Origin of the sequence: Bradyrhizobium sp. (assembly GCF_035701725.1) — a bacterium.
Classification (GTDB): domain Bacteria; phylum Pseudomonadota; class Alphaproteobacteria; order Rhizobiales; family Xanthobacteraceae; genus Bradyrhizobium.
This window is the reverse complement of the sequence record NZ_DASSRP010000406.1, coordinates 1-14401: the sequence shown is the minus strand read 5'-3', so window position 1 is coordinate 14401 and position 14401 is coordinate 1. Positions and strand designations below refer to the sequence as shown.

The window sequence follows — 14401 nt, the reverse complement described above, 5'->3', positions numbered from 1 at the left end:
TTGTACTGATGCACGTTGAAATGATTGAACCAGAACCAGGTCATGCGTTGGCGCAGCTGGTCCGGCGCATAGAGCGCATGCAGGATCGAGCGTGACGCCGCCTGCTTCATCCGTTCGTTCATCGCCTGCTGATAGACCTGCTGCGCGGCCTTGCGCTGGTCCGGATCGGCGACCTGGTTGGCGCTCTTGGCCTGCGCATCGAACGAGGTCAGAATTTCCAGCGCGGATTTGTGCACGTCGGCCATGGCATCGATCTGCGATTGCGCGGCCTGCGGTAACGCCGGATTTGCGCTCGGATGCAGTTGCTCATTGAGCCAGCGCTCGGTGCCGACGGCTTGCAGGTGCGCCGCGCTTGCGGCGTTGACGCCGAAGGTCAGACGATCGAGAAAGATCAGGTCATGCGGGGCAAGGTCAGCGGCCTTGGCGGGGACGATGGCTGAACCGGCCATCACGGCGCAACCGAGCAGGATGCTGATCAGGTCGCGGCGGAACTGGCTTGAATCGTTTGGTTCCATCTGTTCAGGCTCGTCATGCAATCCTTGACCGCCTGCAAAAACGCCGCCCGCGGAAGGCTAGCTAACTTGTCGCAACACGCATGAATAGGCTCTGAACAAATAACGGAGAATCGTGGCGAAAAAGATTCATGGCGGAAAGGATTACCTTCCCGCCATGATGAAAGTGACGCTGTTCGAGTTACGGGATGGACGATTGCGACTACAGGACCTTGAACACCCGCTCGTCGTAAAGCGCGCCACCCATCGGCTGCAATTCCTCGCGGAAGGTCCGCACCGTCTTCGAGGAAATCCAGTTGTTCTTTTCTCCTTGCGATTTCCAGGTCTCGATCACCGTGAAGTGGTTCTTGCGGTTGGCCTGCACCACATCGTCGAAGCGAAGATTGCCCGGCGCGTTGCGACCTTCCTCGACGAACGCCTTTACCTTGGCCGTACCGGGCTCAACCTGGGTCGGGACCACGTCGACATGAGTGAGGACCAGGATCGCGCCGCTCGATGCCGGCTTGGAGGCGCCGACCGACAGGGCGTTATGAATGCGCTCGTCATAGGCGGCGCTGCGCAGCGGGTCGAGCGCGGCGCGATACTTTTTGTAAGCATCCGTTTGCGCAAAGGCCTGCTTGGCGGCCAGCGACTTCCACTGCTCTACGATTCCGAAATGACCGGGATCGGAAATCCGCTGACCGACATCGATCTGCACGGCGCCATCGGCTTTGCGGGCGGCAGCCACGTAAGCGAGAATCAGCTTCTTCGCCTCGGCCGCCTTCGCCGGCGCGACTTCAGTGTAGACGACGATGGTCGCGGGCTGGCTCGGATCCGGCGCCGGCGGCGGTGTTTGCGCCCGCGCGACTGAACCCACGGCTACGAGGCCGGCCATGGCGATGACAGCCGCCAGAAAGGGACGATACATTGGTGATTTCCTCCAGAAATGACGGCGACCCTGTTTGAGAGGTGTCCTTTGATCTTTCGTGCCCCAGCGGTCCGTCCTGCCTTAAGGGACTCTTGAACGGCGCTATGTTGACCGCACGAGACAGGGCTGCGTCAAGCCATGGCGAAGCGTGTGGTTCTGACATTCGTATTGCCTCGCGGCAAGTCCGTTTACGAATATCAGAACCAAAAGGACACTTCTCAAACCTATGATTTTAGTGTGGTTTTAGATTTGACATTCGCTCGACGAATTTGCGGAGCCACTGAAGCGAATGTCAAAATCCACCACACTAGGCTCCAGGAGCCGGAATAAAATGCAGGGAAAACTGTGCGCCGCCCATCACGCGGTTCTCGACGTTGATGCTTGCGCCGTGCAGTTCGGCGATGCGCTGTACGATCGATAGCCCGAGCCCCGAGCTGCCTTGGTGGTTACGATCGCGCCGCCAGAAACGGCGGAAGATCAGCTCGCGCTCTTGGTCCGAAATGCCGGGACCGCGATCCTGCACCGTGATCGTGCCGTTCTCCTCGACCACGAATTCCACCACCGTGTCTTTCGGCGCATGCCGGATCGCGTTCTCCGCCAGATTGCGGATCGCCCGCTTGATCATCTCGGCATTGCCCTTGACCAGCACCGGCGAGCTGGCGCCCAGAAGTGCGATCTCGCGGCCCTGTTCAAGCGCGAGCGGCGCGACGAAGCTGGCGACTTCGGCGCTCGCGGCCTGCAGGTCGGCAACCTCGGCGGGGTCGATCGCGAAGGCCTCGAGTTCGGCAATGTCCAGGAGCTGACTCACGACCCGGCTCATCGCCTCGATATCCTGATGCAGCGCTTTCGCGACGCCCGGATCATCAAGCGTTTCCACGCGAGTACGCAGGATGGAAAGCGGCGTGCGCAATTCATGCGCGGCATCGGCCGTGAACTCGCGCTGCAGCCGAAATCCCTGATCGAGCCGATCGAGCGCCTTGTTGATCGCGGAAACCAGCGGCCGCACCTCGGTCGGGATCTCGTCGAACGGCAATCGAATGTCGGTGCGCGCCGGGGTGATCTGCTGGGCGGTCTCCGAGGCCTGCCGCAGCGGCCATAGCGCGCGGCGAAAGATCGCGATGTCGATGGCGAGCAGCACCAAAAGGATCGGCAGCGTGATCCAGCCGACATGCCGGTAGAAGTCGTCGACGATGTCGTCGATCAGAACGTCGCTGTTGGCGAGGTCTTCGGCGGCCTGCACCCACACCGCCTTGCCGCCGATGGTCCGGCGGATGCTTGCGCCGGAAATCACGGCATCGCCGACGCGCTTGTCCAGAAACTCGACCGTGCCCGCATGCGGATCTTGCGCGAAGATCGGCGCATTGTCCTTTGACGAAGAGAACAGCGTCTTGCCGGTGTCGTCGATGACGGCATAGGCATAGCGCCCATATGGTTGCGAATACAGGCCTTGCAGATACGGCGGCAGGTTGAGCGAAAGGCTGCCGTCGGCCTGTGGCGCCAGATGCTCGGCAAGCGACACTGCCTGCTCGGCCATCGCCTGATTGTGAATGTTGCTGGTGGCGACGCTGAGCAGCCAGGATAGCGCCACCGACATCAGGATCGAGGCGACCGCGACCGCGATCACATGCAGGATCACGATGCGCGACAGGATCGATTCAAACCGGATCACGTTTTTCCTCGGCGATGAGATAGCCGACGCCGCGAATGGTGTGGATCGTCACCTTGGCACCGCGGTCGGAGAGCTGTTTGCGCAGGCGGTGGACATAGACCTCGACGGCATTGGAGGCGACATCGCCGGCAAGGCCGAAGATGTGATCTTCGACCTGCTTCTTGGAGACCACCCTGCCCTTGCTGCGCATCAAAAGCTCGAGCACGTCGGTCTCGCGCGCCGAGAGCACCTGCGGCTGGTCGTCAATCAGCGCCTGGCGGCCACGCAAATCGAATTCGAGATTGGCGATGTGGAGGGAATTGCCGAGCTGCTGGCCGGGCCGGCGCAACTGCGCCTCCAGCCGCGCCACCAGCTCTTCCAGCGCGAAAGGTTTCACCATGTAGTCATCGGCGCCCGAACGCAGGCCCGAGACACGATCCTGCAGGCCGCCGCGTGCGGTGAGCACGAGCACGGGCGTCGAATCCTTGCGGTGACGCAATTCGCGGAGCACCGCGAGCCCGTCGCCGTCCGGCAAGCCAAGATCGAGAATGACAGCCGCATAGGTCGTGGTCATCAGCACGGCGCGCGCCTCGGCCGCGGTCGCGAGCAGATCGACCTCATAGCCGGCCGTCCGCAGGCCCTTGGCGAGCAGTTCGGACAAGGTCGCATTGTCTTCGATCACGAGGAGGCGCATCGGACCGGCCGTCGGTTTGCAGTTACCAAAGCTTTGAGCCGTTTTGCGGCTCCCGACAAGCACGCAAGAGGTCGGCGGTTAACGAAACCGCATCGCTGTAAGCCTGATGTAAGAATTCCAGTACCCGAGCCGTCATTCCGGGGCGCATCGAAGATGCGAACTAGGGTGCGCCCTTGCGCACCTGAGAATCCATCTCACCAAGGCATTCCGGCGGCATCTGTTCCGCGCCTGCGCCTTCCACGTAAATAGCCTCGCTATTTGGCGCAACCGCGCATCTTCGGGTGTGCCATTGCACATCGGAGAACGACGAGGCGGAAATTACTTCGCCAGTTGCTTCCGCAAAATCTCGGTCAGCTTCTGGGAATCGGTTTGCGGCGGCATGAAGCCGAGATATTCGCCGTCGCGGCCCATCAGATAAATGACGCCGGTGTGGTCGATCGCATATTCGCCGTCCTTGGTCGGCGGCAACTTGGCATAAAATGCCTTGTAGGCATTCGCGACCTTTCGGATTTCCTGGGGAGTGCCGGTCAGGCCGATAAAGCTTTTATAGAAGGATAAGAGATATTCGCCGAGCACCTTGGTGTCGCGCGCGGGGTCAATGGTGATGAAGATGGGTTGAACGCCGTCGGCCGCGGGCCCCAATGCGTCGAGCGCCTGCGTGATCGCCATCAGGTCGGTCGGGCACACGTCGGGACAGAAGGTGTAACCGAAATAGACGATCATCAGCTTGCCGCGGAAATCCGTATCGCTGCGCGTCTGGCCGTTCTGGTCGGTCAGCGTGAAGGGGCCGCCGACCGTGCCGCGGCCGTACATCAGGTCTTCCATCATCTCCGTGGCAGTGAAGCGATCCGGCGGCTGGTCGCCGGCTTTCGCCGCCACGACGCCAAGGGCCAGCAGCGGGATGATCGCGAGCCACAGCTTTGCGACCATCACCGGCACAGTTTCAGGCGCCGAAAATAATGCGGGTGCCGGTCGTGGTGGTCAGCACCTTGCCGGGCATCTGGCGTTGCGCTTCCTGGGTGAAATTGAGCCCGCTGCAATGCATCGGGATCACGACGTCCGGATTGAGCTTGCCGATTTCGGCGACGACCTGGGTCAGGTAATCCGCCGGTGCGGGCCCGAGGTGGAAGCCGCCCATGACGGCGTGGACCTTGTCGATGCCGGAGACTTCCATCGCCTGCCGCACCGAATTGACGATGCCGGCATGGCCGCAGGACGAAATGACGATGAGGCCCTTGTCCTTCAGGTTGAAGCAGGTGGCGTGCTCGTGGATGTGCTCGTCCGGCACGATCTTGCCTTCCATTTCGGCCGGCAGATAATGGCTCCAGTTGCAACCGGCGCCATCCTTCTGCTTGAACTCGACCAGCGTGTTCGGCAACACCTTTTCAATCGACTTGCGCGCGATCTTGCCGGTGGTGAAGGCGACGTCGGAGATCACGGTCGGCGTCTCGCACAGCACGACCTTGACGTCGCGCTTGGCGAGATCACGGCGGTCGAGCATGCCGTAGTCGGCAAGATCGCCGCCCGACGTGCGGTTGTAGCGCTGGCAGAAATTGTCCTCGCCGCCGGCATAGATCGAAAGATCCGATGGCAACGACTTGCGGTGCCGGTCGAGAAAGCCCATCATGCCGCCGAGATGATCCCAGTGGCCGTGGCTCATGATGAGCGTTTCGATCTTCGACGGATCGACCTTCAGCAATTCCATGTTGCCGTTGATGGCCTCAGGCGTCCAGCCGAAGTCTAGCAAAAGCGTGCGCTTGAGATCGCCGCGTTGCGGCTCGAGATAAAGCGACAGGCCCCATTCGCTATGCAGCGGACGCAGCGAGTTGGCGGAGCGGCCGGGTTCGGTCTTGACGCCCGCAACTTCGGCCGGCTTGGAAAAAATATCGCTGGCGCTATCAACCAGCACCCGCACGCTGAGCTTGTCAATGGTCGGCACCTGGATCGGCCCCGCTTTGGCGAGTTCGATGCAGGAAAAGCCGCTTGCGGCGGCGGCAAAGCCGGCGGACATTTTCAGCGCATCGCGTCGATTGAAATTCGGCATGAGTATCTCCCCTTGGCAATGGCCGCAGAATAGAGAGGCACCAGTCTCGCCTGTCAATGCAAATGGCGGTGTACCCGGCGGTTGTGATATTCCGGGCAGGCCCTGTTCGACGTCGGAGAAATGCCATGAATGCATCCGCACCATCGGAAATCGCCGCCAAGGAGCCGTCGCGCGGCTCCATCGGCGAGGTCTTTGCGGCGTTTCTCAAGCTCGGCGTCATGTCGTTCGGCGGGCCGATCGCGCATCTCGGCTATTTCCGCGAGGAACTGGTGATCCGGCGGCGCTGGCTTGATGAAGCGACCTATGCCGATCTCGTCGCGCTGTGCCAGTTCTTGCCGGGCCCGGCATCGAGCCAGGTGAGCTTCGCCCTGGGCGTGCTGCGCGGCAACGGGCTGCTCGGCGGCCTCGCATCCTGGCTCGCCTTCACGCTGCCCTCGGCGGTGATCATGTTCGCCTTCGCAAATGTTGCAGCCCGCTTCACCGGACCGCTTGCGCAAGGCTTCCTGCACGGGCTGAAGCTCGTCGCCGTCGCCGTTGTGGCGCAGGCGATCTGGGGCATGAGCAAAAGCCTCACGCCGGATCGGCCACGCGCAGCAATCGCATTGGTGGCGCTTGCGGTGGTCGTGCTGTTTCCGGGATCGTTCGCGCAAGTCGCGGCGATTGCGCTCGGTGCCGTGGCCGGGCTTTGGCTGTGCCGCGCCGAGGCGGCGCCACCGTCCGGCTGGCTGAACTTTCCGGTCAGCCGCAGCATGGGCGGCATGGCGCTTGTGCTTTTTGCGGTCTTGCTGGTGGCGACGCCGTTTGTCGTCGCCGCAAGCGGCTCGCACGGACTTGCCGTGTTCGACGCCTTCTATCGCTCCGGCGCGTTGGTATTCGGCGGCGGCCATGTCGTATTGCCGCTGTTGCAGGCCGAGGTCGTGACGCCCGGCTGGGTCAGCAACGAGGCCTTCCTGGCCGGCTACGGATTGGCGCAGGCGGTGCCGGGACCGCTGTTTACGTTCGCCGCCTATCTCGGCGCGGTGATGAACACACCGCCGAACGGGCTCGCAGGCGCGGCGATCGCGCAGTTTGCGCTGCTGCTGCCGGGCATGCTTCTGGTGTACGGCACGCTGCCATTCTGGGACTCCTTTCGGACCCGCCCGGCGGCGCAGGCGGCCATGCGCGGCAGCAATGCCGCCGTGGTCGGCATCCTCGGCGCGGCGCTGTATAACCCGGTCTGGACCAGTGCGGTGATGGCGCCGCGCGATTTCGCGCTGGCGCTATTCGGCTTCCTGCTGCTGACGGTCTGGAAAGTGCCGTCATGGGGCGTCGTCGTGCTGCTGGCTGCCGCCGGCATGCTGTCTGCTCTGATCTGAGGGGGTGAAAGATGACCTTGAACGAAACCATGCGCACAAGTGAATCCGGCTGGACCATCCTGGTGCGGCTCTTGGTCGGGCTTATCGTCTTCCTGCCCGAAGGCATCCAGAAGCTCGCTTATCCCGAGGTACTCGGTGCTGGACGCTTTGCGAAAATCGGCATTCCCTTTCCCGATATCATGGGGCCGTTCGTCGGGGTGGTCGAGGTGATCTGCGGTACGCTCATCATCATCGGACTGCTGACGCGGCTTGCCGCAGTGCCGCTCATCATCATCATGATCGTGGCCCTTGTCTCCACCAAGCTGCCGATCCTGCTCGGTCATGACGTCGGGATGTTTCATCTGGGCGCAGACATGAAACGGACGGGATTCTGGAGCGCGATGCACGAGTCGCGCGCCGACCTCACGATGCTCTTGGGTAGCATCTATCTTCTCGTCGTCGGCGCCGGAAAGTGGTCGCTGGACTCACGGCTGGCGCAATAGCCCCCGCGCCATCCGCAAAGCTTGAGTGCCAAAACGGATTGAACCATCCATCCGCCCCCACTATCGTGCGCGCGATGAACGTACAGAATTGCACACGGCGCCTGCTGCTGGCGTCCCTCGCCGCCGTTTTCTCCGCCGTATTGTCTCCGGCGCCGGCGGAGGAAAAATATCCCAGCCGGCCGGTGCGCATCATCGTGCCCTTTGCCGCGGGCGGCGTTGCCGATTCCACCTCGCGCATCGTGGCGGAAAAGCTCTCGGAAAAACTCGGGCAACGCTTCTACATCGAGAACCAGCCAGGCGCCGGCGGAATCGTCGCCGCCCGCAACGCGATGTCGGCCCCACCGGACGGATATACGCTGATCATGCTGACCAACGGCACGGCGGTCAGCGTCTCGCTGTTCGAGAAACTGCCGTTCGATCCGGTGAAGGATTTCGTGGCCGTCTCGAGCCTTGGTTTCTTCGACTTCGCCTTCGTCACCAGCGCGTCTTCCGGCTTCAAGACGCTCGGAGATTTCATCGCTGCCGCCAAGGCCAAGCCCGGCGCGCTCAATGTCGGCACCATCAATGTCGGCTCGACGCAAAATCTCTCCGCCGAACTGTTCAAGACCGCGGCGGGAATCGACTTCACGCTGGTACCGTTTCGCGGCAATCACGAAGCCGAAGTCGCGCTGTTGCAAGGCAACGTTTCGCTGGTGATCGACAGCTATTCGGTGCTCCAGGGCAATATCGCCGACGGCAAGCTCAAGGCGCTGGCGTCCTCCGGCGCGACGCGCGCGGAAAGCACCCCCGATCTTCCAACCGTGCAGGAAAGCGGCGTCGGCAACTACGACGTCGTGTCGTGGAATGCGCTGTTTGCGCGTGCAGGCACGCCGGCGGAGGTGATTAACACGCTCAACGCCGCGCTGCAGGCGATTCTCGGCGAGGCGGAAACCAGGAAGAAGATGCTGCTGCTCGGCATCGAGGCCAAGGCCGGTCCGCCGGACGCGATCGAGGCGCGGCTGAAGTCCGATATCGACAAATGGCGGGCCGTGATCGAGAACGCCCATATTCCCAAACAATGACCTCCGCAGAAGAGAAACGCGCATGACCTCCCTATCGAGCAGTCCCAAGCAATGGAACGTCGGCCTGATCGGCTATGGCGAGGCCGGGCGCATCCTCGCCGAGGATCTGCGCCAGCAGGACGTCAAGGTTTGTGCCTACGACATCAAGCTGCGAAGCGATCAGAGCGGCCGCCCGCTTCGTGATCACGCCAGACAGCATGGCGTTGATCTCACCGCCTCACACGCGGAGCTGGCCGCGCAATCCGATCTGCTGGTCTCGGCGGTGACGGCGAGCCAGGCCGTGAGTGTTGCCAAGCAATGTGCGGAGGCCGTCAAGCAAGGCGCGTGGTTTCTCGACTTCAATTCCGCCTCGCCCGGCGCCAAGCAGCGCGCGGCCGGGCTGGTCGATGCCGCCGGCGGACGTTATGTCGAGGGCGCGGTCATGACGTCGGTGCCGCCGTATCGGATCAGGGTGCCGCTGTTGCTCGGCGGCGGCGATGCGGCCGCGCTCGCGCCGCTGCTGGTGGAGTTGGGCTTCGCCGCCAAGGTCGCCAGCGACAAGTTGGGGGTGGCCTCGGCGGTGAAGATGTGTCGCAGCGTGATGATCAAGGGGCTTGAGGCGATGGTGATCGAGAGCTTCACCACCGCGCGGGCCTATGGCGTCGAAGATTCGGTGCTCGCCTCGCTGAAGGAAACCTTTCCCGGCATCGACTGGGAGAAGCAGGGCGCATACTTCTTCCAGCGCGTGATCGAGCATGGCCGCCGCCGCAGCGAAGAAGTGCGCGAGGTGGCCGAGACCGTGCGCGAAATCGGTCTCGAGCCGTGGTCGTCGCAGGGCACGGCCGAGCGCCAGGCCTGGGTGGCCGATCTCGCCGACGAAGGTATTTTCGGCGAACGCGGCACCAAGGAATTCGCGCGCAGCGCCGACTGGCGCACCGAGGCGGACCGGATTTTGGGTGCGCTCAAATCGAAGAAGAAAAGCTGAATCGATGACTGCGATCGACGAGGTCTTGCTTGTCCCTCCCCCGCGCAGTGGGAATGGAAGGCCGGAGCGAAGCGGAGGCCTGGTGGCCCTGCTTGTAAAACTACCCCTACCCCGCTCATCGTTCGCGTCCGCTCACGATGATCCACCCTCCCCACAAGGGGGAGGAAAAAGCGAGAGCGTCCTCTGGTAGAGAGCTATCTTATGAAATTCGAAAAGACACCCGGCTGGCTCGACTGGTACGCCGGCCCCTCGAAGCCGCGGTTCAAATTGCCGGCCGGCGCGGTCGATGCGCATTGCCACGTGTTCGGCCCCGGCGACGTCTTCCCGTTTTCGCCGGAGCGCAAATACACCCCGTGCGATGCTTCCAAGGAGCAACTGTTCGGCTTGCGCGATCATCTCGGCTTTTCGCGCAACGTGATCGTGCAGGCGACCTGCCATGGCGCCGACAACTCGGCCGTCGTCGATGCGCTGAAAGCCGCGAACGGAAGAGCGCGCGGCATCGCCACCGTGAAGCGCAGCGTCAGCGATGCGGAATTGCAGGCCCTGCACGCGGCCGGAATTCGCGGTGTGCGCTTCAATTTCGTCAAGCGGCTGGTGGATTTCACGCCCAAGGACGAGTTGATGGAGATCGCCGGGCGCATCTCAAGGCTCGGCTGGCATGTCGTGATCTATTTCGAGGCGGTGGACTTGCCGGAGCTGATCGATTTCTTCACGAGCCTGCCGACGACCGTCGTGGTCGATCACATGGGCCGGCCGGATGTGACCAAGCCGGTCGACGGGCCGGAATTCGCCCTGTTCAGGGAATTCATGAAAGCCCACAAGAACGTGTGGTCGAAGGTCAGTTGCCCGGAACGGTTGTCCGTTTCGGGGCCCCCCGCGCTAAACGGCGAACAAAATGCCTACCGGGACGTCGTCCCGTTTGCGAAGACGCTGGTCGAAAGCTTTCCCGACCGCGTCCTATGGGGCACGGACTGGCCCCATCCCAACCTGAAGGGCCACATGCCGGACGACGGCCTTTTGGTCGACTTCATCCCCCACATCGCGACCACGCCCGAGCTCCAACACAAACTGCTCGTGGCTAATCCGATGCGGCTTTATTGGCCGGAAGAGGCGGAATGAGCGGCTTTCACGGGCTTTTCAGTGCACCGTTTCGTAACGGTATTCCTCGCCCTCGTCCCCCAGCGACATGATGGTATAAAGCCGCTGCAGCTCTTCCTCGAGGTGCTCGTTGACGAGCATCAGCGCTTCAAGCGCCCCCCGCATGTTGCCATCACACGATGCTATGATTTTTTCGATAGCAACTTCAGTCCGCTTGTACGCCATTGGTAATCCCCTACTAGACACCCGCATGCCATATCCGGGTGTGAATGGGGCGAAATTCGGCGCACGTAGCGAAGATTTGGTGGCGCGGGAGAGTTTTCCCCTATCGCGTCATTTGGGGCGGATTTAGGCCGCGATCGCGACACTGCGCGGGCTAACCACGTATTCCTTCAAGACGTTGTCCTTGGCGTCGACCTCAACCAGCGCGACGTCATAGGTCCAGAGGTCGGCGAGATGCTGCAACACGCGTCTTGCATCCGTCTCGTTGAGCTGCGCGCCCTTCACTACCACGTGGCGAAGCATCAAACGCCGGTCGCCGGCGAGATCGACATCCACCACCTCGATATTGGGATCGATGAAGCCGACGTCGTATTGCCGGGCCAGTTCGCGGCGAATGCGGCGATAGCCGCGCGCATCGTGAATGGCATCGACCTGGATGCCTTCGGTGAATTCGGGATCATCATGCAGATGAAACATCCGCCAGTTTCGGATCAGCTTCGGAGACAAGAACTGGCTGATGAAGCTTTCGTCGCGATAGTTGGCCCAGACCTCGCGCAGCGTCCCCATCACATCGCCGGTGCCCGCGATATCGGGAAACCACTCGCGGTCCTCGTCGTCCGGATTGGTGACGATGCGCTCGATATCCTGCATCATCGCAAAGCCGAGCGCATACGGATTGAAGTCCGAGAAGCGCTGATCGTCGAATTCCGGCTGAAACACCACATTGGTGTGCGACTGCAGAAATTCGAGGAAGTTGCCGTCGGTGAGCCTGCCCTGCTGGTGCAGGCGGTTCATGATGCGATAGTGCACGTAAGTCGCCGTGCCCTCGTTCATCACCTTGGTCTGGCTCTGCGGATAGAAGTATTGTGCGATGTGGCGCACGATGCGCAACAGCTCGCGCTGCCAGGGATGCAGGCGCGGGGCGGTCTTTTCCAGGAAGTAGAGGATATTTTCCTGCGGCAGGCCGAGCATCGCGCGCCGCCGCTCCGAATTGAGGATCTCGGTGCTCTTGGCCGGTCCCGTCGGCACGGTGCGCCAGAGATCGTTGAACACGCTCTGTTCGTGCTCGCGGCGGTCCTTGGCGCGTTTTTCTTCCTGGCGAAGATCGAGGCCTTTCTTGCCGGGATAGCGATCGATGCCATGCGACATCAGCGCATGCGCGGCATCGAGCGTCATTTCGACCGCGCGCGCGCCGTAGCGATCTTCGCAGCTTGCGATATAGCCCTTGGCGAAATCGAGATAATCGAGAATGCCGTCGGCATCGGTCCACTGCTTGAACAGATAATTGTTCTTGAAGAAGTGGTTGTGACCAAAGGCGGCGTGCGCGATCACCAGCGTCTGCATCGTCGCGGTGTTCTCTTCCATCAGGTAGGAGATGCACGGCGAGGAATTGATCACGATCTCATAGGCGAGGCCCATCAGCCCCTTGCGATAGAAGGTCTCGTGATGGGCGAAACGCTTGCCGAACGACCAGTGCTTGTAGAACAGCGGCATGCCCGAGGACGAATAGGCATCCAGCATCTGCTCGGCGGTAATGATCTCGATCTGGTTCGGATAGGTGTCGAGACCCAGTTCGCTATGCGCGATCTTCTCGCAGGCATCGTGAATGCGCTGCAACTGCTGGAAATCCCAATCGGCGCCCTCGAACAGCAGGTCGTAGGTCTCACTCATGAGGCGGCCTTCTCCTGGGCATGGCGACGCTGGAACAAATCGTGGAACACGGGGAAGATTTCGCCGCGGTTACTGACCTTGCGCATCGAGAGCGGCGCGCCTTCGCTGCGCAGACGTTGATAGAGCGTCCAGAGCGAGGAATCCGGCATCTCGAACGTCGAACCCGAAGCTTCGCCGACTTCGAGATAGGCAAAGAACTGGCTGACCGGGAGAATGTTCTCGGTCAACAACCGCCCGGTCAGCGCGCTGTCGGCGAGCGAGTTGTCGCCGTCGGAGGCTTGCGCGGCGTAGATGTTCCAGTCGGAGGGACGGAAGCGCGAGCGGACGATGTCGCTCATCGCCTGCAAGGCGCTCGACACCATCGTGCCGCCGGAGGCGGGCCCGTAGAAGAACGTTTGCTCGTCCACTTCCTCGGCGCGATCGGTATGGCGGATGAAGACGATCTCGACATGCCGGTAGCGGCGGGTGAGAAATACATAGAGCAGCATGTAGAACCGTTTGGCGAGATCCTTCATGTGCTCGGTCATCGATCCCGACACGTCCATCAGGCAGAACATCACCGCCTGCGCCACCGGCTTTGGCACCGTCTCGAACCGGCGATAACGGATGTCGATCGGATCGATGAAGGGAATGCGCTTGGCCTTGGCCCGGAGCGCATCGAGTTCGGCGAGCAATTCGGCGCGCCGCTTCTCGTCGGTGCACGCCTCACACTCCGCCTCGAGCTCGGCGATCTTGTCCGGACTTGGCCGGCGAAGCGCGATGCGGCGCGCCAGCGCGAGCTGTACCGTTCGGCTCACCGAGATATTCGCCGGCGAGCCCGAGGTCGAATAGCCGGCCCGCTGCAGCCCCTCGCTCTCGACTTCGGCGAGCTTGCGCTTGGCAAGATCGGGCAGTTCGAGATCGTCGAGGAACAGGTTGACGAATTCGTCGCGCGACAGCACGAAGCGAAAATCGTCTTCGCTGTCGCCCTCGCCCGGCTGCGAACCGCGGCCACCGCCGCCCTTCGGGCGCTCGATGATATCGCCTTCGACGAACTTCTTGTTGCCCGGCAGCACACGGTCGCGCGTGCCGCCTTCGGTACGGAAACGAGGCTCATGCATCCCGTCGAGCGGGATCGAGACCTCGCCGCCTTCTAGGACATCCTTGATGTCCCGGCCCTCGGAGGTTTTCTTGACGGCGCCCTGAACCAGCGCCTTGGCGCGGCGCAGGAACCGCTGGCGGTTTTCCAGGCTCTTGGAGCCTGGATTGAGCCGCCGATCGACAATAAACATCGCCATGCTGCTAGCGTCCTCAGCCGGCTTGTTTCACCCGCATGTACCACTCGACCAGTCTTCGCACCTGGCGCTCGGTGTAACCGCGACCGACCATCCGGGCGACGAAATCGCCGTGCTTCTTTTCGGTCTCGCCGTCCTTCTTCGACCCGAACGAGATCACGGGCAGCAGATCCTCGACCTGCGAGAATATACGCTTTTCGATGACTTCGCGGATTTTTTCGTAGGACGTCCAGGCCGGATTCTTGCCGTTATTCTGGGCCCGCGAGCGCAATGAGAACTTGACGACCTCGTTGCGGAAATCCTTCGGATTGGCGATACCCGCCGGCTTTTCGATCTTGGTCAGTTCCTGGTTGAGCAGCTCGCGATTGAGCATCTGCCCGGTGTCGGGATCCTTGAAATCCTGATCCTCGATCCAGGCGTCGGCATAATCGACGTAACGGTCGAACAGGTTCTGGCCGTAATCCGAATA

The 14401-nt window shown here is 61.9% G+C and carries 14 protein-coding genes and 1 pseudogene; 5 read left to right on the top strand and 10 right to left on the bottom strand.

Annotated elements, in window-relative coordinates:
* The 6 genes from VFL62_RS24695 to VFL62_RS24670 form a co-directional block, all read right to left on the bottom strand.
* Positions 1-515, bottom strand: a 515-nt coding sequence (locus VFL62_RS24695) for a DUF1800 family protein (RefSeq protein WP_325175011.1), incomplete at its 3' end; no start/stop codon positions are given.
* A 199-nt stretch (positions 516-714) separates the two neighbouring features.
* Positions 715-1419 carry a putative quinol monooxygenase gene (locus VFL62_RS24690; RefSeq protein WP_325175010.1) on the bottom strand — a complete coding sequence of 235 codons (705 nt, stop codon included), beginning with the start codon at positions 1417-1419 and terminating at the stop codon, positions 715-717.
* Between the two features lie 307 nt (positions 1420-1726).
* Positions 1727-3088: a sensor histidine kinase gene (locus VFL62_RS24685; protein ID WP_325175009.1), complete on the bottom strand. Its 1362-nt coding sequence runs from the start codon at positions 3086-3088 to the stop codon at positions 1727-1729.
* On the bottom strand, positions 3075-3761 hold the full coding sequence (locus VFL62_RS24680; protein ID WP_325175008.1) for a response regulator transcription factor: 687 nt from the start codon (positions 3759-3761) through the stop codon (positions 3075-3077). Before VFL62_RS24680 ends, VFL62_RS24685 begins: the two co-directional genes overlap by 14 nt.
* A gap of 318 nt (positions 3762-4079) precedes the next feature.
* Entirely contained in the window at positions 4080-4691 is a 612-nt protein-coding gene (locus tag VFL62_RS24675) for an SCO family protein (protein ID WP_325175012.1), read from the bottom strand.
* A 13-nt stretch (positions 4692-4704) separates the two neighbouring features.
* Positions 4705-5805: an MBL fold metallo-hydrolase gene (locus VFL62_RS24670; RefSeq protein ID WP_325175007.1), complete on the bottom strand. Its 1101-nt coding sequence runs from the start codon at positions 5803-5805 to the stop codon at positions 4705-4707.
* 125 nt (positions 5806-5930) lie between these two features.
* Here VFL62_RS24670 and chrA point away from each other — a divergent pair, with 125 nt between their 5' ends.
* The 5 genes from chrA to VFL62_RS24645 all read left to right on the top strand — a co-directional run bounded on the left by chrA (position 5931) and on the right by VFL62_RS24645 (position 10786).
* Entirely contained in the window at positions 5931-7160 is a 1230-nt protein-coding gene (gene chrA / locus VFL62_RS24665) for a chromate efflux transporter (protein ID WP_325175006.1), read from the top strand.
* Between the two features lie 11 nt (positions 7161-7171).
* Positions 7172-7642 carry a DoxX family protein gene (locus VFL62_RS24660; RefSeq protein WP_325175005.1) on the top strand — a complete coding sequence of 157 codons (471 nt, stop codon included), beginning with the start codon at positions 7172-7174 and terminating at the stop codon, positions 7640-7642.
* A gap of 74 nt (positions 7643-7716) precedes the next feature.
* On the top strand, positions 7717-8703 hold the full coding sequence (locus tag VFL62_RS24655; RefSeq protein WP_325175004.1) for a tripartite tricarboxylate transporter substrate binding protein: 987 nt from the start codon (positions 7717-7719) through the stop codon (positions 8701-8703).
* Positions 8704-8725: 22 nt separating this feature from the next.
* Complete coding sequence (locus tag VFL62_RS24650; protein WP_325175003.1) at positions 8726-9667, top strand: DUF1932 domain-containing protein; 942 nt, start codon at positions 8726-8728, stop codon at positions 9665-9667.
* Between the two features lie 201 nt (positions 9668-9868).
* Positions 9869-10786: an amidohydrolase family protein gene (locus tag VFL62_RS24645; protein ID WP_325175002.1), complete on the top strand. Its 918-nt coding sequence runs from the start codon at positions 9869-9871 to the stop codon at positions 10784-10786.
* A gap of 18 nt (positions 10787-10804) precedes the next feature.
* Here VFL62_RS24645 and VFL62_RS24640 read toward each other — a convergent pair whose 3' ends face one another.
* The 4 genes and pseudogenes from VFL62_RS24640 to VFL62_RS24625 all read right to left on the bottom strand — a co-directional run.
* Positions 10805-10990: a hypothetical protein gene (locus tag VFL62_RS24640; protein WP_414644840.1), complete on the bottom strand. Its 186-nt coding sequence runs from the start codon at positions 10988-10990 to the stop codon at positions 10805-10807.
* Positions 10991-11113: 123 nt separating this feature from the next.
* Positions 11114-12658, bottom strand: coding sequence for a SpoVR family protein (locus VFL62_RS24635; protein WP_325175000.1), 1545 nt, complete (start codon positions 12656-12658; stop codon positions 11114-11116).
* Positions 12655-13935, bottom strand: coding sequence for a YeaH/YhbH family protein (locus VFL62_RS24630; RefSeq protein ID WP_325174999.1), 1281 nt, complete (start codon positions 13933-13935; stop codon positions 12655-12657). The genes VFL62_RS24635 and VFL62_RS24630 overlap by 4 nt, the downstream gene beginning before the upstream one ends.
* Before the next feature lie 13 nt (positions 13936-13948).
* Positions 13949-14401 (bottom strand): annotated as a pseudogene (locus VFL62_RS24625) (PrkA family serine protein kinase); the annotation flags it as partial.